At 66.4% G+C, this 21796-nt stretch carries 18 protein-coding genes; 17 read left to right on the forward strand and 1 reads right to left on the reverse strand.

The features are described from left to right. Positions 1-163: 163 nt before the first annotated feature. The 7 genes from BN3560_RS11330 (at position 164) to BN3560_RS11365 (ending at position 7937) form a co-directional block, all read left to right on the forward strand. Positions 164-1132 carry a LysR family transcriptional regulator gene (locus tag BN3560_RS11330; protein WP_157780580.1) on the forward strand — a complete coding sequence of 323 codons (969 nt, stop codon included), beginning with the start codon at positions 164-166 and terminating at the stop codon, positions 1130-1132. A 629-nt stretch (positions 1133-1761) separates the two neighbouring features. Further along, entirely contained in the window at positions 1762-2022 is a 261-nt protein-coding gene (locus tag BN3560_RS11340) for a hypothetical protein (protein ID WP_096228128.1), read from the forward strand. A gap of 466 nt (positions 2023-2488) precedes the next feature. Further along, positions 2489-2800, forward strand: a complete 312-nt coding sequence (gatC, locus tag BN3560_RS11345; RefSeq protein ID WP_041239741.1) for an Asp-tRNA(Asn)/Glu-tRNA(Gln) amidotransferase subunit GatC — start codon at positions 2489-2491, stop codon at positions 2798-2800. Next, positions 2800-4305: an Asp-tRNA(Asn)/Glu-tRNA(Gln) amidotransferase subunit GatA gene (gene gatA / locus BN3560_RS11350; protein ID WP_096228129.1), complete on the forward strand. Its 1506-nt coding sequence runs from the start codon at positions 2800-2802 to the stop codon at positions 4303-4305. The genes gatC and gatA overlap by 1 nt, the downstream gene beginning before the upstream one ends. Before the next feature lie 2 nt (positions 4306-4307). After that, complete coding sequence (gatB, locus tag BN3560_RS11355) at positions 4308-5885, forward strand: Asp-tRNA(Asn)/Glu-tRNA(Gln) amidotransferase subunit GatB (protein ID WP_096228130.1); 1578 nt, start codon at positions 4308-4310, stop codon at positions 5883-5885. A gap of 66 nt (positions 5886-5951) precedes the next feature. After that, a complete protein-coding gene (locus tag BN3560_RS11360) occupies positions 5952-7466 on the forward strand; it encodes an alanine/glycine:cation symporter family protein (RefSeq protein WP_096228131.1) in 1515 nt (504 codons plus the stop codon). A 186-nt stretch (positions 7467-7652) separates the two neighbouring features. Continuing rightward, the gene (locus BN3560_RS11365; protein ID WP_096228132.1) at positions 7653-7937 is read left to right on the forward strand and encodes a holotricin-3; all 285 of its coding nucleotides are present in this window, start codon (positions 7653-7655) and stop codon (positions 7935-7937) included. 140 nt (positions 7938-8077) lie between these two features. On the opposite strand, the gene BN3560_RS11370 is transcribed toward BN3560_RS11365, so the two are convergent. Then, positions 8078-11533, reverse strand: a complete 3456-nt coding sequence (locus BN3560_RS11370) for a hypothetical protein (protein WP_096228133.1) — start codon at positions 11531-11533, stop codon at positions 8078-8080. A 290-nt stretch (positions 11534-11823) separates the two neighbouring features. On the opposite strand from BN3560_RS11370, the gene BN3560_RS11375 reads away from it, so the two are divergent. From BN3560_RS11375 to hisI, 10 genes are all read left to right on the forward strand, one after another. Next, entirely contained in the window at positions 11824-12741 is a 918-nt protein-coding gene (locus BN3560_RS11375) for a DUF2797 domain-containing protein (protein ID WP_096228134.1), read from the forward strand. 339 nt (positions 12742-13080) lie between these two features. After that, positions 13081-14826: an ATP phosphoribosyltransferase regulatory subunit gene (hisZ, locus tag BN3560_RS11380; protein WP_096228135.1), complete on the forward strand. Its 1746-nt coding sequence runs from the start codon at positions 13081-13083 to the stop codon at positions 14824-14826. 11 nt (positions 14827-14837) lie between these two features. Next, positions 14838-16208 (forward strand): histidinol dehydrogenase, encoded by a 1371-nt coding sequence (hisD, locus tag BN3560_RS11385; RefSeq protein WP_096228136.1) that lies wholly within the window; start codon positions 14838-14840, stop codon positions 16206-16208. Continuing rightward, positions 16201-17292 carry a histidinol-phosphate transaminase gene (hisC, locus tag BN3560_RS11390; RefSeq protein WP_087191061.1) on the forward strand — a complete coding sequence of 364 codons (1092 nt, stop codon included), beginning with the start codon at positions 16201-16203 and terminating at the stop codon, positions 17290-17292. The genes hisD and hisC overlap by 8 nt, the downstream gene beginning before the upstream one ends. Positions 17293-17327: 35 nt before the next feature. Then, positions 17328-17921, forward strand: a complete 594-nt coding sequence (gene hisB / locus BN3560_RS11395; protein WP_096228137.1) for an imidazoleglycerol-phosphate dehydratase HisB — start codon at positions 17328-17330, stop codon at positions 17919-17921. After that, a complete protein-coding gene (locus BN3560_RS11400) occupies positions 17918-18637 on the forward strand; it encodes an imidazole glycerol phosphate synthase subunit HisH (protein WP_096228138.1) in 720 nt (239 codons plus the stop codon). The genes hisB and BN3560_RS11400 overlap by 4 nt, the downstream gene beginning before the upstream one ends. Positions 18638-18642: 5 nt before the next feature. Continuing rightward, a complete protein-coding gene (hisA, locus tag BN3560_RS11405; RefSeq protein WP_096228676.1) occupies positions 18643-19431 on the forward strand; it encodes a 1-(5-phosphoribosyl)-5-[(5-phosphoribosylamino)methylideneamino]imidazole-4-carboxamide isomerase in 789 nt (262 codons plus the stop codon). Next, positions 19425-20189 carry an imidazole glycerol phosphate synthase subunit HisF gene (gene hisF / locus BN3560_RS11410; RefSeq protein ID WP_096228139.1) on the forward strand — a complete coding sequence of 255 codons (765 nt, stop codon included), beginning with the start codon at positions 19425-19427 and terminating at the stop codon, positions 20187-20189. Before hisA ends, hisF begins: the two co-directional genes overlap by 7 nt. Before the next feature lie 142 nt (positions 20190-20331). Continuing rightward, positions 20332-21327: a PDDEXK nuclease domain-containing protein gene (locus tag BN3560_RS11415; RefSeq protein WP_096228140.1), complete on the forward strand. Its 996-nt coding sequence runs from the start codon at positions 20332-20334 to the stop codon at positions 21325-21327. Between the two features lie 53 nt (positions 21328-21380). Beyond that, positions 21381-21698 (forward strand): phosphoribosyl-AMP cyclohydrolase, encoded by a 318-nt coding sequence (gene hisI, locus BN3560_RS11420; RefSeq protein WP_087191031.1) that lies wholly within the window; start codon positions 21381-21383, stop codon positions 21696-21698. Positions 21699-21796 lie beyond the last annotated feature (98 nt).

The following is a 21796-nucleotide window of genomic DNA, read 5'->3' on the forward strand; positions in this document are numbered from 1 at the left end:
CGTGGGGGCTGTCGGGAGCTTCTTGTTTCGTGGGGCCGTCACCACATTTCGTTGGCCTGTGCACCCTCTCCGAAGGCTTCGAACACGCGATCTCGCGGCTTTTGCAGCCTCGTTTTGCCGTACAATGGCGGTGCTTCGGTTGGGGACGACGCAGGGGGTGCCTATGAATATCGAGTACTTGCACTATTTCTTGGACGTGGCGAAAACCAAGTCCATCACCCGGGCGGCAAAGCTGAACTTCATTTCGCCGCAGGGTATGAGCCGCGCGATGAACGAGCTCGAGAAGGAACTCGGTTGCGAGCTTCTCATCCGTTACCCCAACAAGCTCGCCCTTTCCCCTGTCGGCGAGGAGCTCGTTCCCAAGGCAGCCGAGATCATCGATGGATATGCGGAGATGCTCGAGTTTGCCGCTGCGAAGTCCCGAGTGCTGCATGCGGGTGGTGGCCGGTCCGTTCAGCTGGAATGCCAGAACATCGCCATGCTGGCCTTCTTGACGCAGGAAGCCAAAGATTATATCTTCGAATCGCGTGACCTGCGTTTTCGCGAGTCTCAGAACTCCCAGATCCGTCGCGATCTCCTTGCCATCAGCGCAAGTGAGGCCGATGAAGTCTGCCCTGCCATCATCGGCCTCACTTGCTTCTTCAACCAAGAGCGCTCCAGTTTCGGGGGCATCGACGACTTGGAGGCCAAGGGCTTCCAGTACCGGCCCTACTTGAAAACCTACGACAAGGTCATGGTGTGCGCGCGCTCGCCCTTGGCAGAGAAGGACGTTCTTTCTGATGAGGACGTTATCTCCAAGCCGCTGGTGTCGACCAACACGCATTTGTACAGCCTTCTATCAAAGCGTTATGGGCGTGATGCCATCGAGCTTTCCAGTGCCGATTTCTCGCTGCGAAGGCGCATGGTGGAATGCGATGCGGCTGTGTCGTTCCTGCCCGCCATCGCCTCGCTTACCATGCTTGGGGAAACTGGGTTCGTCCTACGCGACATGGAGCGTTCCTACGAGGTGGAGATAGGGTTCGTGGGTATGCAGTCCGACCTCGAGTCCGCCTGTTTTCAAGGGCTCATGCGCATCCTGGATGGTTTCTACCGTGATCACGTGGACTCGGGCCTGTACGTGCTGTGCGACTGAATCCTCCCTCGCGCATTGCGCGGAAGGCCCTCCCCGCTGCGAAGCAGGGAGGGCCTTCCGCCTTACGGTCCGGATAGACCGTTTAGATGCCAGGGGCTTTCGGGGCGCAAGGTGCCTTCGGCGCACCCGGGGCCTTGGGAGCCCCGGGTGCTTTCGGTGCTCCGGGTGCCTTAGGAGCGCCCGAAGAGGTGGCGCCTTTGGCGGAGAACCCGCATTCCTCGCACACCTGGGACGAGATCGGGTTCTCATGACCGCACATGGGGCAGGCGATGACGTTTGAATCGATAGCTGCTGGTCTGAAGCACATGGTTTCCTCCAATCGGATTGCTTGACGGATTACCAGCATAAATAAGCGCCATGCGTCCGAACAGCAGCCAGATAGGGGGGCTCCCCATGAAAAAGTGGGGCACCGATTTCGTGGGGGTACCCCCACGAAGGTCGGACGAGCATGCAGTGGGTGCGTTGCCGGTCGAGTTCGGCTGCCTTCGCATGGCTTGCATATCTGTAGCTGGCGGCCATCACGCTTCTGTTGCGCAGGCCCCTGTTTTCATTGGTCTGGTCTCGGTGTTTTTCCGTGATTGTGCACGTACTATTTGAGCGCGTGCAAACCAATAGGTAAGGAGGAAGAAATGCTCGGACCGCTCGGTGGGGACCGTCTGTGGAACCCGAAGGAACTCGACAAGTGCAAAGCCGCTGCACAGGAATTAGTGGACGCCCAGGACAAAGGTGCCGAAGAAGGGGGCATCATCTACGGGTACATGTATACCATGAACAACAGCAATTATGGCTACCAGGGCGACGACCTCGAATTCAAAAGCGCGGCCGATATCGCGGCGTTCGATGCGAACGGCCAGGTCAAGAAGACTTACATAGCATACAAGCAAGGTTAAGGCAACGCCTGTGAGGGCGCCGCTTTCGCGGCGCCCTCACAGGCTATACGCTTGCGCACGAACGGTGTCACGGTGGCCAGCACCAATGGTGCCGGCAGCTCGGAGATGCCGAGCGCCGTGACGTGCTCACGTATACGATGGGCGGATGCGGGGCTGCAGGGGCGGGCGGTTCCGCAGGAGGCGCGATGGTCGTCGAGGCGGTGGGCATGATATTTGCGAGCACGTTCGATCTTTTTCGTTGTGCGCCTGGCTGCGGCATGGTCGACAGGCGGGGTCGCGACTCCCCTTCCCGCCTCCTGACATTCTCCCCGCCCTTTTCCGGCCGGTGTTTCCTTGCGTCGCCGCACCCGCAGCGAGCCTTCCTTTGCTATCATGGGCGACGTTATGTTTTCACCTGTTCCACCTTCGGTTCCACCGGTGCCTGCCGCGGGCCGATGCGTGAAAACGAGAAGGGAAGAGCCACCCCATGACCCAACATGTAACCGAACATGATGTGCGCGACATCGCGGAGTACACGCGCATCGGCCTCACGGACGAGGAGGTGTCGCAGATGACGGTCGACCTGAACGCCATCATCGACAGCCTCGCGCCCATCACCGAGTACGACCTGGAGGGCGTGGAGCCCACGTTCCACCCCATCGGCAGCCTGTCGAACGTCATGCGCGACGATGTGGAGGCGCCCTCCTTCACGCAGGAGGAGGCGCTCGAGAACGCGCCCAAGCAGCAGGACGGCTGCTTCCTCATCCCGTCCATTCTGGGAGAAGGGGGCGATCGCTGATGGGCGCCGCATCCTCTTCCGCGTTCGGCGCGATGGGCGCCCGCGAGATCCGCGCGGGACTCGCCGCCAAGGACTTCAGCGCCCGCGAGGTCGCCGAAGGCTCGCTCGCGCGCATCGAAGCTGCGAACAAGGACCTCAACGCCTTCCTCGAGACCACCGGGCAGCTGGCGCTCGATGCCGCCGCGCGCATCGACGCGGCCGTGGCCGCCGGCACGCTGGACGAGCTCGGTCCGCTGGCCGGCGTTCCCGTGGCGTTCAAGGACAACATGAACCTGGCGGGCACCCATACCACGTGCTCGTCGAAGATGCTCGAGAACTACGTGTCGCCCTTCACGGCCACGTGCGTGGAGCGCGCCATCGCGTCCGGGGGCATCCCGCTCGGCAAGCTCAACATGGACGAGTTCGCGTTCGGCTCCTCCACGGAGACGAGCGCCTTCGGCCCCACGAAGAACCCGTGGGACGTCACGTGCGTGCCCGGCGGCTCGTCGGGCGGCAGCGCGGCGGCCGTGGCCGCGGGCCTGGCCACGGTCACGCTCGGCTCGGACACGGGCGGCTCCATCCGCCAGCCCGGCAGCTTCTGCGGCACGGTGGCCGTGAAGCCCACGTACGGCGTGGTGTCGCGCTACGGCGTGGTGGCCTTCGGCAGCTCGCTCGACCAGGTGGGCCCGTTCGCGCGCTCGGTGGAGGACGCGGCGCTCGCCATGAACGCCATCGCCGGACGCGACGTGCGCGACTGCACGAGCCAGGACGTCGGCACCGACTTCACGGCGAACCTCGCCGAGGGCGTGCGCGGCATGCGCATCGGCGTGGTGCCCGCCTTCATGGAAGCCAAGGGCCTCACGCCCGAGGTCAAGGCCAAGGTGGAGGAGGCGGCGGAGCACCTGCGCGCCCTGGGCGCAGAGCTCGTGGAGGTGGAGCTGCCCAACGCCCAGGCCGCCATGAGCGCCTACTACGTGCTGGGTCCCTGCGAGGCCTTCAGCAACCTGGCCCGCTTCGACTCCGTGCGCTACGGCTACTGCGATCCGGGCCATAAGGATCTGGGCAGCCAGTACGAGGCCAGCCGCGCCATCGGCTTCGGCCCCGAGACGCGCCGCCGCGTCATGCTGGGCAGCTACCTGCTGTCCGCCGGCGTGTACGACACGTACTACTACCCGGCCCAGCAGGTGCGCACGCTCATCACGCAGGATTACGCGCGCGCCTACGAGCAGGTGGACTGCATCCTGGCGCCCGTGTCGCCGCGCACGTCGTTCAAGTTCGGCGAGGTGAGCGATCCTACGGACATGTACCTGTCCGACATGTTCACCATCTCCATCAACATCGCGGGCAACGGCGGCATGAGCCTGCCGGTGGGCCTGGGAGCGGACACGCACCTGCCGGTGGGCGTGCAGCTGATCTCGCCGGCGTTCAAGGACGAGAACATGTTCCGCGCGGCCGCGGCGCTCGAGACGGTGTACGGCCCCGCCCCCGTGGCGCCCGCCTACGCCGATGGAAAGGCAGGTGAGTAGCCATGCGCAAGCTCGAAGAGGTGCTGCAGGACTGGGAGGCCGTCATCGGCCTCGAGATCCATGCCGAGCTCACCACGCTCGACACCAAGATGTTCTGCGGCTGCAAGCTGGAGTTCGGCGCCGAGCCGAACACGCACACGTGCCCCGTGTGCCTGGGGCTTCCCGGCGCGCTGCCCGTGCCGAACCGCGCGGCCATCGAGTCCATCGTGCTGGCGGGCCTGGCCACGAACTGCGACATCGAGAAGCACTCGATGTTCTACCGCAAGACCTACATGTACCCCGATATGTCGAAGAACTACCAGACCACGCAGGGCCCGGTGGCCTTCTGCATGCGCGGCCACCTCGACCTCGACGTGGACGGCGCGGCCGCCAAGGAGCGCGTCGACCTGGACGGGCTCGAGGTGGGCGAGAGCCGCGGCAACGTGACGCGCACGGCGGACGGCTACACCGCCCACGTGGGCATCACGCGCATCCACATGGAGGAGGACGCGGGCAAGATGGTGCACATCGGCGGCGGCGAGGGACGCATCGCCGGGGCCACGCACTCGCTCGTGGACTACAACCGCGCCGGCACGCCGCTCACCGAGCTCGTGACCGAGCCCGACCTGCGCACGCCCGAGGAGGCGCGCCTGTTCATGCAGAAGCTGCGCCAGATCTACCTGGCGCTCGGCATCTCCGACTGCTCCATGGAGGAGGGCTCCATGCGCTGCGACGGCAACGTGTCGCTGCGCCGCCGCGGCGCCAAGGAGTTCGGCGTCAAGACCGAGCTCAAGAACATGAACAGCTTCAAGAACCTCCACGACGGGCTGGCCTACGAGATCTGCCGCCAGGCGGAAGTGCTCGAGGAGGGCGGCCAGATCTTCCAGGAGACGCGGCACTGGGACCCCTCCAAGAAGCGCACCATCGTGATGCGCGTGAAGGAGACGGCCGACGACTACCGCCTGTTCCCGGACCCGGACCTCGCGCCCTACGACCTGACCGACGAGTGGATCGACTCGGTGCGCGCCAAGCTCCCCGAGCTGCCCGACCAGAAGGCGGCCCGCTTCGAGGACGCGTTCGGGCTCTCCGCCTACGACGCGCGCCACCTGGTGGAGCATCGCGAGACGGCCGACTTCTTTGAGGCGTGCATGGAGCTTGCCGGCGGCGACGCGGCCAAGCTGGCCAAGCCGGTGGCGAACCTCGTGATCAACGACGTGACCGCCTATCTGAACGCCGCAGACGGCGTGAAGCTCGCCGACACGGCGCTCTCGCCCGCGCGCGCGGTGGCGCTCGTGAAGCTTGTGGCTGCCGACGCCATCTCGTCCAAGCAAGGCAAGGAGGTGTTCGCCGCCATCCTCGAGGAGGACAAGGACCCGGAGGCCATCGTGGCCGAGCGCGGCATGGAGCAGGTGTCGGACACCGGCGCCATCGAGGCCGTCGTGGACGCGGTGCTGGCCGCGAACCCCGACAAGGTGGCCCAGTACCAAGGCGGCAAGACCGGCCTCATCGGCTTTTTCGTGGGCCAGTGCATGAAGGAGATGCGCGGCCAGGGCAATCCGAAGGTCATCAACGAGCTGCTCGTGCGTCAGCTTAACAGCTGACGCACGCGCTCGGCGCCTCTCGCTGATGTTACGAACGACCCGTGGGTCGAGGGGAAGGGGATTCCAATGGACTTCAACGAATGGCTCGTCGGGTTCACCGGGGAGTTGAGCGGGTTTTTGTACACGTACATCCTGCTGTTGCTGCTCGTGGTGGTGGGCGTGTACTTCACCATCCGCACGAAGGCGGTGCAGCTGCGCTACCTCAAGGACATGTTCTCGCAGCTGACCGAGAAGAAGCACGTCCAGGGCGAGCGGTCCATCTCGTCGTTCCAGGCGCTCATGGTGTCCACGGCCTCGCGCGTGGGCACGGGCAACATCGCCGGCGTGGCCACGGCCATAGCAACCGGCGGTCCGGGTGCCGTGTTCTGGATGGGGCTCATGGCCATCATCGGCGCGGCGTCGGCGTTCGTGGAGTCCACGCTCGCGCAGATCTGGAAGGTGCGCGGCAAGGAGGGCGAGTTCCGCGGCGGTCCGGCCTACTACATCGAGCAGGCGCTCGGGAAGCGCTGGCTGGGCGTTTTGTTCGCCGTGCTGCTCATCCTGTGCTTCGCGTTCGGGTTCAACGGGCTGCAGGCCTTCAACGCCACGTCATCGCTCGAGTACTACATCCCCGACTACGCAACGAACGGCACGGCCATCGCCTGCGGTATCGTGCTGGCGGTGATGACGGCGTTCGTCATCTTCGGCGGGGCGAAGCGCATCAGCGTCATCACCTCCATCATCGTGCCCATCATGGCCGTCGGCTACATCGGCATTGCGGTATGGACCACCATCGCCAATATCGGCGAGCTGCCGAAGGTATTCGGCATGGTGTTTGCCTCGGCGTTCGACTTCCAGGCGATCTTCGGCGGCTTCGCGGGCTCCGTCGTGATGCTGGGCATCAAGCGCGGCCTGTACTCCAACGAGGCCGGCATGGGCTCCGCGCCGAACGCGGCCGCCACGGCGAGCGTGTCGCACCCCTGCAAGCAGGGCCTCGTGCAGAGCCTGTCCGTGTACATCGACACGTTGCTCATCTGCACGTGCTCGGCCATGATGGTGCTCGTGTTCTACGTGCAGGACCCCGAGGCCGCCGCCGCGCTCAACGGCATGCCGCTCGTGCAGATGGCGGTGAACAACTCGGTGGGAGAGGTCGGCATCCACTTCATCACGTTCGCCATCTTCGCCTTTGCGTTCTCCAGCCTCATCGGCAACTACTTCTACGCTGAGAACAACCTGCGCTTCATCAAGGGCAACAGCAGGGCGCTCTTGTTCGTGTTCCGGATCGTGTGCCTGGGCGTCATCTTCTACGGCGCGGTGAACAGCTTCGACCTTGCGTGGAACCTCGCCGACATCTTCATGGGCTTCATGGCCATGGTGAACCTTGTGGCCATCCTGCTTCTGGGGAAGTGGGCGCTCAAGGTGCTCGACGACTACACGGCGCAGCGCAAGGCCGGCAAGGACCCGGTGTTCGTGGCTGACCGCATCCCCGGGCTGCCGAAGACCGAGTGCTGGCACACCGAGACGGTAGAGGATTTCGGCAAGCCCCCGGTGCAGGAGTACCTCGACGAGCAGATAGAGGTGGAGTACGCGGGGCTGAACTGACGGCGGCGCGCGTGTCCGGCACCGGTTGCGTTCAGCGGCGGACGCGGGCGGCGGCAGGCGCGCGAGCGGCGACCTAGCGTTCCGGTAACGGAACGCCAACGCCCGGCGCTCGATGCGCCGACGTGGTAGGATGGCAGGAAACGCGGAAGAGCGCCAGGCAGTGTGTGCTCGAGGGAAGGGGACGGCATGGCAGACGAGAACCGACGCGCGGGCGACTGGCAGCGCAAGGACCTGCGGCAGAACGCGAACGACCTGGTGGAGGACCCCAACCCGAAGAAGTGGCACCAGCAGACGTTCTGGATCGTGTTCTTCCTGCTCGTCTTCTGGCCGGTGGGCATCGTGCTGGTGTGGCGGAGCGGTTGGCACTTGGCGGCCAAGGTGCTCGCAAGCGTGTACGTGGTCGTGGCCGTGTACTTCTCCTACAACATGTTCCTCACCGTGCAGGCGATGCAGGCTGCCGGCATGGCGTAGCGCCGCATTCGCTCCACATGCAGGCGGGCTCAAGGATTCGCTCGCTGGGATTCGCTCGCTGCTCTGGCTAAAGCGAGCTTTGCGTGAGCGAAGGCGGGATCCGGCGTGCCGGATCCCGCCTTTCTGGGTTTCGGCGCGTCCTAGACCATCCCCCTTCTCTCGTACTTCGTCTCCGAGGTGCACCAGGGCCAGACGTCATGGAGGTAGCCCCAGCCATAGCCCACCCAGTACACGCTTTCATGCCGTGCGGCTGTTACGCCGCGCAGTACCCGGGATGCTTTGATGTCGTACACGTCTACCGAAACGGTGCGCACGTGGCGAACGGCTAGCTGGTCGCTCACCTTGTTGTAGCTCGCATCGCTTACCACCACATGGGCGGGCGGCGCTTCCTTGCTCTTCCACTGCACGAGCGGTTTCGGACGCCCCTTGGGGGAGTCGCCGGTATGGGTGTTTTCGGTGCGGACCGCTAGCATGGTGAAGCCTAGCGCGCGCAGTTCGCTGAAGATGTTGCTTGCGTCGCTCATGTCCAGCCCGTAGTCGTGAAGGGGCTTTTGGCTGTACTTGATCTTTCGAACCTGGGGCAGGTTCGCTTCCATCTGCTGCCATTGAGCCAGATTGAGCTCGCCGGTGAACGAGTACATCAGAACATCGTCGCGCTCCACGCTCTTCCCGAACGAGGCGTTTCCGAAGTATGCATCGTCGTACATGCGGCCAGAAAGCGGGCCGGTGTGGTTGTCGAGCGAATACACATGCTCGTTGATCAAGCAGCGTATTTTTTTGTTCGCAAGCGGCTCGGTGGCTTGGCGCAGCGGGGACTTCTGGAACTTTTCCTTATAGGTCATAGAGTCTTGGTCCCATACGCGCTCCCGTTGCCCAACAAGCTTCTTCAGCACCTGATCGGCCTGTTTCCTGAGGTCTTCTTTGGCGAGCGTGGCGTTGAGCTTCTCGGCGTCGGTGCCGGTGCCCTCGACGGTCGAAAGGTAGGCCATGGACGACAGGTAGCCGTACAGGTACGAGGTGATCATGCAGCCCAGGTACACGTCTTTGATCTCGAAGGTTTCCGGATCCCAGTTGTAGTACGTTTCGATCCAGTTATAGTAGTCGCTCACCACGTCTTTGGTGCCGGTTCCCGTGATCATGCTGCCCAGGTTCACCGTATCGGCGTACACGGTGGTGTTGAGCAGCCCGTTTTTGGCGTCGATGGCCTGCTTGAAGCTCGTCAGCGTCTTCTGGTTCTCTTCCGTCAACTCTTCGAACGTCGCCGCATCAAAGCCGCCGTTCGCCAGCTCTTCCTCTGTCATGGTGCCGATGGTGGCCGTGTACAGGGTTCCGTAGCTGTTCAGGTGGTCCATGAGCCACTTCACCTGGTACCAGTCCGACTCGAAGCCGCCGCGCTTGTCGATGGCGCGCAGCTGGATAGCCAGGTTGTCAACGCTGGTTTCCATGCGCGTGAGCTGGCCCTTCATCTGATTCAGCTCGTCAAGCACGTCCTTGATGTCGTATTGGGGGCCGGTTTCCAGCAGCGCGGCGATGATACCCAGGATCTGCGAGATGCCCTGGCCGATGTTGGATGGGTCGGACGAGCAGAAGTAGCTGATAGCCGAAACCAGCTTCTCCAGCACCTCGAACACCGTTTTCGCGGTGCGCATGTCATCCTCTTGGCTGTAAAGCGCCGTTCCGCCCACGATGCTGGCCAGCGATTCGTCGGAGAGGTTGACGGCGCAAGGTCCCTGGGCGATGCCCAGCTTGTTGAGCACCACGCCGTCGGCCAGGTCGACCTCGTGACCGCACATGAGCTGCGTCATCTCTTCGAGGAACTGCTCGTTGGCCTGCTCTTTGGCAAGGCCGCTCTCAGTGTAGGCGCCGTACCAGCTTTTCACCGTTTCGGCGTCGATGCCGAAATCGAAGTCGAAGCCGTTCTCGCGCACGTCGGTGAACACCACGGCTCCGGGATTGCCTTCCAGGATGCCGGCGTCTCCGGTTTCGCCGAGGCCGTAATCCGGGGGAAGGGTGGGGGCCTGGCCCGGCAGGGTGATCTGGGAGTTGCCGGTCCGGTTGAAATCGGTGATCTTCACGCTGCCGTCCAGCGCGCTGAACTCAACCGTGTTGTGCACGGTCAAGGAGCCATCCTGGTTTTCCGTGACGCTTTTAGCCTTCACGGTGCCGTACGGAACGGCTGCTGCGGCACCGGCGGTGGAGACGGCGTCTTCGGTGGCCTCGTCTCCGTCGTAGTAAGAGGGGTGCGCGATGGCGACAGGTGCCTCCCCTTCAAGGGCGATTGGATCGACGGCAAGCTGGTCGTCGGCATCGAGGGCGGCGGACAGCGCCTTGAACTGGTTGAGCGGCGTGTCGGCGGTTGCCGCTACGGCAAGGGTGCCGCGCGTCGCGTCGTTCGCGTCGACGGCGAACGACGTTGCGGACAAAGACGGGTCGGCGAAGGAGAAGTGCCCAGCCTGCGCGTCGGAAGAGAATCGCCCGTTTTCGAGCGAGACGGGGAAGGTGAACGTGTCGTCCTCGTAGAAGCCTTCGGCAACGTGGAACGTGACGAGGGCTTCCTCGGCGGCCAGCGTGGCTTCGCCGCTTGCGGCGGCGTTGGAGAACGATCCCGGGCCGAAGACCATGACTCCTCGTGCGCCCGGTGCGCCAAGGTCGCCCCCAAGGGTGACGGCAAGGGCCGACCCTTCGGTGCCGTCGAGCATCGTCGCAGTGCCGACATGCTCAACGGCAGTGACGGACAAGCCCTGGAAATCACCGTCGAGCGAGATGGCGTCGAGCGGCAGCTCGTCGGCGAAGGGCAGGTCGGACACCAGGTTGATCCGAGCGCGTTTCGCGTTTGCCGAGGCTGCTGCCCCGCCGATCACTTCCACGTTCGCCTGGGAGAACGCGGCTTCCTGGTCGGTGGACCCCACCGTGAGCATGGCGGCTACGGTGGCGCCCGGCGCGGTGCAGGTTGCAGAACCTTCGAGCGTGAACGAGGTCACCGCGGCCTGCTCGCCCTCCTCGTCGGCGTGGGCTTCGCGCGGCACCAGGGGCGCCAGGCCCGCTACGAGCACGACGCCCATGAGCGCACCCATGGTCCCCTTTGCCCGGCGGCTGCGCGCCTGCTTGCGCGAGAACGTGGAGGCCGCCAGCGCGATGAAGCCCGCAGCCGCTGCGGCCGCCAGCGCGATGCCGACGGCGTTCCCCTTGTCGCCCGTGGGCGCAAGCCGCTTGAACAGGGAAGGTTCAAACAACACGTTCAGCTTCAGCTCGATCGTTTCGCCGGCTGCCAACGTGTCGGCCCCGCGAGCCGTGGCATCGCCGTCGCGAGCCAGTTTCACGCCCTGCGGCAGATGGGCTTCCAGTCGCACCTTGTTCCAAGCGATGGGCGTGTCGTTCGTAACGGAGAATGCGACGACGGCCTGATCTCCGGGTTTGTATGCGTCCCTGTCGAAAGAGCCGACGATCTTCGGGATGGGAGGGTTGTCGGCCCCTGCTTCCTCGGCTTGCGCATGCGCGGGAAGGATGCAGGCGGCAGCGATCAGGAGCGCGGCTATCGCCAGGAGGCGGACCGCTGCGAAGGGGGTCTTGGTACGGGATAGCGCTTGGCGTGCCATGGTGCCTCGTTTCTGCGGGAGGGGACGGGTTGTTCCTCGGCTTGCACACGACGATGCCAGTATAGAGCGGTGCTCCCAGAGGGGGATACGGCCCTTCGAAGGCGGTCGCGCCCCCTGCGAAACCGGCTGCGCGGCAATCGCCGGCGGCTGGCGGTATTCGCCGCGTGCCGTCGGCTTCTGTGCGGATTCCGGCCCTTTCGCCGCATTCCCCCGCCGCCAATGCTCCTCGTGCGCTATCATTCTCCTCGAAACCTGACGGGATGCATAGCAGTTAACGCGAGGTCACTTATATGGACAACATCGAAACCGGCCGTGCGGCCGTGCTGGCTGGGCACGGCTGCGACGAGGACGGACCCTACCTGCTGGTGAACGACCGCGTGCGCAACGTGCAGGTGCGCGTGGGCGTGCGGGGACGCACGTTCTCGCTGCGACGCCTGCCCGTGCGCCGCTGCGTGGGGCGCCACGACCTGGAGACCCACGCCAAGATGCCGTGCCCGCTGGACGTGGAGCTGCCGCCCGAGTCCAAGGTCACGGTGTGCCCGGCCTGCCAGGAGGCAACCGGGTTCAATCCCTCGTTCTACAACACGGACTTCGTCTCCCCGCAGCAGCGCGCCTACAACGCGGAACCGCATATCGCCTATCTGGCGTACTTCTCGCCGGCGCATGTGAAGGCGGGCATCACGGGCGCATCGCGCGGCGTCCGCCGCCTGCTGGAGCAGGGGGCGCGGGCAGGGCGCATCGTCGGGCGGTTCGACGATGCCTACGCGGCGCGCGAGCTGGAGGCGGCGCTCTGCGCGCAGCCCGGCATCGCCGAGACCATGCGCGCGTCCAAGAAGGCCGACCTGCTGGCGAACGAGCGCTTCGACGCCGCCGAGGCCGTCTCCGTGCTCGACCGCGAGACCGCGCGCCTCGCGCAGGTGGAGGCCGTGGTGCGCGCCGGGTTCGCGCCCGAGCCGGTACAGGACTTCTCGCCCTACTACTTCGGCGGGCCCTCGCCCTCATGCGACGACCTCCAGCAGCCGGATGGCGCGCGCGACGTGTGCGGCGGCCGCTGCATCGGCATGGTGGGCAGCGCCATCGTGTTCGAACAGGGCGGCGCGAGCTTCGTCGTGTGCCTGAAAGACTGGGAGTCGCACGAGGTGGAGCTCGTGGAGAACGAGGTGCTGTGCACCTACGATTTCGCTCCCCAGCAGATGTCGCTGCTGTAGGGGAGCAGGGCCGCGCCCTCGATGGGTGGTGGCCGCACGCCGTTCGTCCATGCTCTCTTGCTCGGTGATTCTCGCTGCGGGCTTGATTTCCTATTGCTTTATCACTCTACTGTGCTAAAGTATAGCGACGCGATGCAGAACGGCCCGCTTGCTGCCGCAGGCGCATGAGTCGGTGGTATCATCGGGTCGAATCGCCGCGATGAAGGCCGCAGCGACGGATGCGGAACCGCTTCTCGCCCCCGAGCCCGCCCGGCGCTCGGCCGGCGAAGCCGAAGAGGTGGAGCCCGGCATCCTGGCTGCGTCGTATTGGAGAACCGCGAGGGAAAGAAGCGCGAACCTATGAATTATGTGACACCGGCAGGATTCCGCGACGTGCTCACGGACGAGGCGCAGCAGCGCGAGCGCATCACGCGCGCCGTGCAGGAGCGTTTCGCGGCGCGCGGGTACCTGCCCATCGAGACGCCCACGCTCGAGGTCATGGACGTCATGCGGGCGGGTGGCCGTCTGGCCGGGTCCCCGTTTCGCTTCTTCGACGCGCGCGGCGACCTTTTGGCCATGCGCCCCGACGTCACCTTGCAGGTTGCGCGCATGACGGCAACGCGCCTGGCGGGCCAGCCGGGACCGTTCAGGTTCCGCTACCTGCAGCGCGTGTTCCGCGAGGCCGAGGCGGAGATGCAGGCGAAGGCGCGCGAGCTCACGCAGATGGGCATCGAGTGCATCGGGGAGGAGGGCCCCGAGGCCGACGCCGAGGTCGTGGGACTGCTCGCCGAGGCGCTCGACGTGGCGGGCGCGCGCGGCTACACGCTGGCGCTGGCCACGGTGGGCGTGCTGCGGGCGCTGCTCGAGGCGAGCGGGGCGCCCGCATGGTGGAAGGAGCAGGTGCTCGACGCCTACCATGCGTCGAACTTCGTGGAGCTCGACCGCCTGACGGCGCCTGCGGGCGCCGGTCCCGCTCCGGATGCGGAACCGGGTGCGCGCGCTTCGGTGCCGCCTGTGTTCGCGGCCGCCATCCGCGCGCTGCCGCGCATCCGCGGCGGGCGCGCGGCCATCGACGAGGTGCGCGCGCTCGTGGCGCCGCTCGGCTGCGAGGACGGCCTCGACGCGTTCGCCCGCACGTACGACCTGCTGGAGGAGGCGGGCCTGGGCGAGCGCATCCTCGTGGACTTCTCGGTCATGAGCTCGTTCGACTACTACACGGGCCTCGTGTTCGAGGCGTACGCCCCGGGGCTCGGCACCCCGCTCGGCAGCGGCGGCCGCTACGACAACATGATAGCCGCCTACGGCGAGAGCCGCCCCGCCGCCGGCTTCGCGTTCTTCTTGGAACAAGCCATGGCTGCCGCCGCCCCGGTTCCGGCGGGCTGCGAGAACGCGCCCAGCGTACCTGCGGCTCCCAACCCCTGCCCGCTGCGCATCGCGGTGCCCAAAGGCTCGCTCAACGGCGACACCATCGCGGCGCTCGCCGCGGCGGGGCTCGACGTCGCGGGGCTCGCGAACCCCGGCCGCCAGCTCATCATCAAGAACCCGGGCGTGGAGTACGTCATCGTGCGGCCCACCGACGCGCCCACGTTCGTGGCGCTGGGTGCGGCGGACTGCGGCATCTGCGGCAAGGACTCGCTCCTGGAAGCCGATTCGGACGTCGTGGAGTTGGTGGACCTGGCATTCGGCGCATGCCGCTTCGTGGTGGCCGAGCCGGCCGCCGCGGCGGGAGCGGCCGACGAGCGCTACCGCGAGCTCGGTTCCATCCGCGTGGCCACGAAGTACCCCGGCATCACGGCCGCCCACTTCGCCCGCCAGGGCAGGGAGGTGGAGATCGTGAAGCTGCACGGCAACATCGAACTGGCGCCGCTCACCGGCATGGCCGAGCGCATCGTGGACATAACGGCCACCGGTACCACGCTCGCCGAGAACGACCTCGTGGTGGTTGAAGAGGTGCTGTCATCGACTGCTCGGTTCTTCGCGAACGCATGCGCGTTCCGCACCGATGAGCGTATCGTACAATTGACCCAGGCGCTCGCGCAGGCCGTCCAGGCCGCCCCGCAGGCGCAGGACGACCCTGCGCCGCAGGCGCCGACGAAGCAAGGATAAGGAGCAGCCCCATGCGTCGTGTGATACTCGAACCCGGCGAGGTTTTCTCGAACAAGCACCTCAAGCGCACCGGCGCGTTCAACGCCGCCGCGCTCACGGCGGCCACCGCCATCATCGAGGACGTGCGCGAGCGGGGCGACGCCGCCCTGCGCGACTACACGGAGCGCTTCGACGGCGTGCGCCTGGAGGATTTCCGCGTGCCGCAGCTGGCCGTCGACGAGGCCGCAGCCTACGTGGACGACGACACGGCGCGCGCGCTGCGCCAGGCCGCAAGCCAGATCCGCGACTTTCACGAGCGCCAGCGCCAGCAGAGCTGGTTCACCGTGCGCGAGGACGGCGCGCTCGTGGGCTCGAAGGTGGAGCCGCTGGAATCCGTGGGCATCTACGTGCCGGGCGGACGCGCGCTCTACCCCTCCACCGTGCTCATGAACGCCCTGCCCGCCGCCGTGGCCGGCGTGCCGCGCATCGTGTGCGTGACGCCGCCCGCGAAGTCGGGCAAGCTCGACCCGGCCATCCTCTACGCCTGCCGCCTGGCGGGCGTCACGGAGATCTACGCGGTGGGCGGCGCGCAGGCCGTGGCCGCGCTCGCGTACGGCACGGAGTCCATCGAGCCGGTGGCGAAGATCACCGGCCCCGGCAACGCCTACGTGGCGGCAGCGAAGAAGGTCGTGTCGGGCGATGTCGGGATAGACATGATCGCGGGCCCGTCCGAGGTGTGCGTGGTGGCCGATGCCACGGCCGACCCGGCGCTCGTGGCCATCGACCTCATGGCCCAGGCCGAGCACGACCCGTTGGCCGCATGCTACCTGGTGACGTTCGACGAGGCCTACGCCGACGAGGTGGAGCGCGCCGTGGAGCGCCACCTGGAATCGTCCACGCGTGCCGAGATCACCGCGGCGTCGCTGGCCGACCAGGGGCTCGTCGTGGTGTGCCGCGACATCCCGCAGGCGCTCGCGGCCGTGAACGTCATCGCGCCGGAGCACCTGGAGCTGCATCTCGACCACGCCTTCGACCTTCTGGGCGCCATCCGCAACGCGGGCGCCATCTTCCTGGGCGCGTGGACGCCCGAGGCCGTGGGCGACTACGTGGCCGGGCCGAACCACACGCTGCCCACCGGCGGCACGGCCCGCTATGCCTCTCCGCTCTCGGTGGACGAGTTCGTGAAGAAGTCGAGCGTCATCCAGTACTCGCCGGCCGCGCTCGCCCGCGACGCCGACGCCGTCACCACCATCGCGCGCCACGAGGGCCTGTGGGCCCACGCCATGAGCGTGGAGATGCGCCAGAACCTGCTGCGCACGGGCAACGTGTTCGGCGAGGAGGGCGGCCCCATGGGCGCGGCCTCGGGTGCCGGCGCCGTGGGAAGCGGGGGCGCCGATGCGTAGCGTGTGCTGCTCGGCCCCGCAGCTCGCAGGGCTCGAGCCCTACGATCCGAAGTACCTGCCCGCCGAGGCCGTCCTCTCGGCGAACGAGAACCCGCATGACGTGGAGCAGGAGGTGCGCCACGAGATCATGCGCGAGGTGAAGCGCGTGGCCCTGAACCGCTATCCGGACCCGTTGGCCAACGACCTGCGCGACATGATCGCCGAGGCGAACGGGCTCGACCGCGACCAGGTGCTCGTGGGCAACGGCGGCGACGAGCTGCTGTTCAACCTGGCGCTCGCGTGGGGAGGTCCGGGGCGCACGTTCCTCAACCTGCCGCCCACGTTCTCGGTGTACGACGCCAACGCGCGCCTCACGAACACGACGGTGGCGAACGTGCCGCGGCGCGCCGACTTCTCCATCGACGAGGAGGCCGTGCTCGCGCGCGTCGCCGAGGGCGGCATCGATTATCTCGTGGTCACGAGCCCGAACAACCCCACGGGCGAGCTGGCAAGCGAAACGTTCGTCTGCCGGCTGCTCGACGCCACCGACGCGCTCGTCATGGTGGACGAGGCGTACTTCGAGTTCTCGCGCCAGACGATGCGCCCCTACCTGGCACAGCACAAGAACCTCGTGATCCTGCGCACGTTCTCGAAGGCGTTCTCCCTGGCCGGCGTGCGCATGGGCTACCTTCTGGGCGATGCCGAGGTCATCCGCGAGTTCGTGAAGGTGCGCCAGCCGTATTCGGTGGACGCCGTGTCGCAGGCCATCGCGCGCGTCGTGTACGCGAACCGTGCGAAGTTCGAGCCGGGCATCCGCGCCATCATCGAGGAGCGCGCCCGCGTCGTCGACGGACTCAAGCGCATACCCGGCGTGAAGCCGTACCCGTCGGACGCGAACTACGTGCTGTTCCGCCTGGAGAACGCCGGCACTGTTTGGGAGATGCTCTACGGCCGCGGCGTGCTCGTACGCGATTTCTCGCGTGCGCCGGGCCTCGAGGACTGCCTGCGCGTGAGCATCGGCTCGCCCGGGGAGAACGACGCGTTTTTGCGCGCCCTGCGCGATGCCGTGATGGGGAAGTGCGACTTGAGGGTTCCTTCGGCCTGACGGCTGGACCAGCGAGCTTAGAGAAAGAGACGAACATGAACCAACGAACCGCCACCGTCGAGCGCACGACGAACGAGACGGACATCCGCATCGTCGTGAACCTCGACGGCACGGGCGCCGTCGACGTCGAGACGGGCGTTCCGTTCTTCGACCACATGCTCACGGCGTTCGGGCGGCACAGCCTGATAGACCTGGCCGTGCGCGCGAAGGGCGACATCGAGGTGGACGCGCACCACACGGTTGAGGACGCGGGCATCGTGCTGGGCCAGGCCGTCGACCGCGCGCTCGGCGACAAGCGCGGGATCGCGCGGTTCGGCTCGCTCGCGCTGCCGATGGACGAGGCGCTCGTGCTGGCGGCCGTGGACCTCTCCGGCCGCGGCCAGCTGCATTGGGCCGTGGACGTGCCGTGCGTCATGCTGGGCTCGTTCGATGCGTCGCTCGCCAAGGAGTTCTTCATCGCCTTCGCGGCGAACGCGGGTCTCACGCTGCACGTGCGCAGCCTGGCGGGCGAGAACGCGCACCATCTGGTGGAGGCGTCGTTCAAGGCCGCCGCGCGCGCGTTGCGCCAGGCTGTCGAGCGCGACCCGCGCATCGGCGACGCGCTGCCTTCCACGAAGGGCGCGTTGTGACGGCCCCGCGCATCGCGGTCGTCGACTACCGCAAGGGCAACCTGAAGAGCGTCGAGCGCGGCATCGACGCGGCGGGCGGCGACGCGTTCATCGCGTCCGACCCCGCGGCCATCGTCCGCGCCGACGCCGTCGTGCTGCCGGGCGTGGGCGCGTTCGCCGACGCGGCCGCCACGATGGAGGAGCTCGGGCAGATCGGCGCCATCCGCGAGCGCATCGCCGCCGGCGCGCCCTTCCTCGGCATCTGCTTGGGGATGCACCTCATGTTCGAGGAGGGCGTCGAGGGCGCCCCGCAGGAGGACGACGAGGCCTCCACCCACAACGCCCGCGGCCTCGCCGTGCTGCCCGGCGTTGTGGCGAAGATGCCCAAGCAGGACGAGCAAGGCCTCTCCTACAAGGTACCCCATGTGGGTTGGAACACGGTGCACTTGCGATGCACGCAGCAGACGGACTGGGCGTTGCCCCGCCCGTCTGCGGACGGTTCCGAAACCTGCCCCTTGTTCGACGGAATACCGACGGGCACCTACTTCTACTTCACGCACGGCTTCGTGGCGCCGTCGGGCCCGTTCGTCGTCGGGGAGACGACGCACAGCGTGACGTTCCCGAGCGCCGTCCAGTACGGCGACGTCGCGTTCGGCGTGCAGTTCCATCCCGAGAAGAGCTCGGACGCCGGCGCGCGTCTGCTGCGCAACTTCGTGTCCATCGTGAAAGGGGCGTGAGCGCCGTGTACCTGCTTCCGGCCATCGACATCCTGGGCGGCAAGGCCGTCCGCCTCGCCAAGGGCGATTACGACCGCGTGACCGTGTACCACGACGACCCCGCCGCCCAGGCGCAGCTGTTCGAGGAGCAGGGCGCGACGTGGCTGCACGTGGTGGACCTCGACGGTGCGCGGTCGGGGAGCCCCGAGAACATCGCCATCATCGAGCGCATCATGCGCAAGACCCTGCTCAAGGTGGAGGTGGGCGGGGGCGTGCGCTCGCTCGACACCATCGCGCGCCTGGCCGACGCGGGCGTGTCGCGCGTGGTGCTGGGCACGTCGCTCGTGGCCGACCCCGCCTTCGCCGAGGAAGCCATCGCGCAGTACGGCAGGCTTCTTTGCGCGGGCATCGACGCGAAGGGCGGCGAGGTGGCCGTGGCCGGCTGGCGCGAGGGCGCGGGCGTGGCGGCCGAGGAGCTGGCGCGCGACGTGGCGGCGCTCGGCTTCAGACATCTTGTGTACACCGACATCGCGCGCGACGGCATGCAGACCGGCGTCGACCCGGCCGCCTACGTGCGCATGGCCGAGGCGTTCGGCCATCCGGTGATCGCTTCGGGCGGCGTGGCCGGCGTGGACGACCTCGCGCGCCTGGGCGAGGTGGCCGGCTGCATCGAGGGGGTCATCGCAGGGCGCGCCGTGTACGAGGGCGCGCTGTCGGTGGCCGACGGCGTGCGCGCCTGCGCCGAGGCCACGCGCCGCGCCGAGGCCGCCGCCATCGCGTCCGACCCGTGCGGGATGGGAGGTGCGCGATGCTAGCGAAGCGCGTGATCCCCTGCATGGACGTGAAGGACGGGCGCGTGGTGAAGGGCGTCAACTTCGTGAACCTGCGCGACGCGGGCGACCCCATCGAGCTCGCGCAGCGCTACGACGAGGAGCGCGCCGACGAGGTGATCTTCCTCGACATCACGGCCACGAGCGACGACCGCGCCACCACCGTCGACCTCGCCAGCCGCGCGAGCGAGCAGCTCCACCTGCCGTACTGCGTGGGCGGGGGTTTCCGCAGCGTGGCCGACATTCGCACGATGATCGCGGCCGGCGCCGACAAGGTATCGGTGAACTCGGCCGCGGTGGCGGATCCGTCGCTCATCACGAGCGCCGCCGCGGCGTTCGGCTCGCAGGCCATCCTCTGCGCCATCGACGCGAAGCACGTCGCGGGCGCGGGAGACAAGTGGGAGGTCTACGTGCACGGAGGGCGCAAGGCTACGGGCATCGACGCCGTGGAGTGGGCGCAGGAGGCGGCGCGGCGCGGGGCGGGGGAGATCCTGCTCACCAGCATGGACCGCGACGGCAGCCGCGACGGCTTCGACTGCGCGCTCACCCGCGCCGTGGCGCGCGCCGTGGACATCCCGGTCATCGCCTCGGGCGGGGTGGGGAAGCTCGAGCACTTCGCCCAGGGCGTCATCGAGGGCGAGGCCGACGCCGTGCTGGCCGCGAGCGTCTTCCACTTCGGCGAGCTCACCGTGCGCCAGGTGAAAGAGCACATGCGCGCCCAGGGAATTCCGGTGAGATTGTAGCGCATTCCACTTGAAATAAGAACAAGTGTTTGCTACACTGCTTTTTGGTTGGCAAGCCGCCTAACCCAAGCCCGGCGTTCTGGCTGTGGCTCTCGGGACAGCCTGCTGAATACTCGAATCAGGGGAAAGAGGAGGCTGCGCCATGCTCGCCAACAACGATGACTACTTGAACGCTCTCGGTCGGATCAAGAGCGAGATAGCAGAGGCGCAGAACCGCGCCGTCCAAAGCGCCAACGCGGAGGTGATCCGGCTGTATTGGCGCGTGGGGCGCTTGATAGACGAACGGTCTCTGTGGGGAAGCAAGTATCTTGAAAGCCTTTCGCAGGATATACGCACCGCGTTCCCGGGCATCAAGGGGTTTTCCGTGAGAAGCATGAAGTACATGGTCAAATTCGCGCGCGAAGTAGATGGCCAATTGTGCAGCAGCTGCTGCACAATTCCTTGGGGGCACATTATGTTTCTTCTCGACAAAACGGATCCGGGCACTGAGCGCGAGTGGTACGTGCAAGCAACCATCGAAAACGGGTGGAGTCGTGCGGTGCTGTCCCATCAGGTTGAAACCAAGCTGTACGAACGTCAGGCTCTGGCTGGAAAAGTGAGCAATTTCGAGCGGACGCTTCCGGCACCTGAAAGCGAGCTCGCCCAGCAGGCGCTCAAAGACCCCTACATCTTCGACTTCATCACGGCGAGGCAGGGGGCGGTCGAGCACGAGGTGGAAGACCGCATGATGGAGAACATCACCCGGCTCCTGCTCGAGCTCGGCACAGGGTTCGCATTCGTCGGGAGGCAGTACCACCTTTCGGTTGGAGAGCAGGACTTTTACATCGATCTGCTCTTTTACAACATCAGATTGCGGAGCTACGTGGTCGTGGAATTGAGGAACGCCGCGTTCAAACCCGAGTTCGCCGGCAAGCTGAACTTCTATCTCTCGGCGGTGGACGACCTGCTGCGCACCGAGCATGACAACCACAGCATCGGGCTTCTTCTGTGCAAGACGAAGGACAACGTGGTGGCCGAGTACGCGCTGCGCGACATCGGCAAGCCGATGGGCGTGAGCGAGTACCGGCTCGCCGAGGTGCTGCCGGAGGGGTTCGCCGAGTTGCTGCCGTCGACGGAGGATATCGAGAAGCGGATGTGAGAAGGCGATTGTGCAACAGCTGTTGCACAATTTGCGAGCGAGGAGAAAGAATCATGGACGTCCCCGAACTGACTTACAACACCGACGGGCTGATCCCCTGCATCGTGCAGGACGCGGACACGCGCGAGGTACTCATGATGGCGTGGATGAACGAGGAGTCGCTCGCGCTCACGATGGAGTGCGGCGAGACGGTGTTCTGGAGCCGCAGCAGGCGTGAGCTGTGGCACAAGGGAGCTACCAGCGGAAACACCCAGAAGCTTGTGGAGCTGCGCTATGACTGCGACGCCGACACGCTGCTTGCGCTCGTTCGTCCGGCGGGTCCCGCCTGCCACACGGGGGAGAGGAGCTGCTTCTTTCGCACGATGGGCTAGGCCCGCCTCGCGCCGAGGGGCTTTCCCGCACCGCCTTGCTTGATGACGAAGCGTGCCCCAACCTCCATCGCAATTCCACGATATGCGGCCTGATGTGC

Origin of the sequence: Gordonibacter urolithinfaciens (assembly GCF_900199375.1) — a bacterium.
Lineage (GTDB): Bacteria > Actinomycetota > Coriobacteriia > Coriobacteriales > Eggerthellaceae > Gordonibacter > Gordonibacter urolithinfaciens.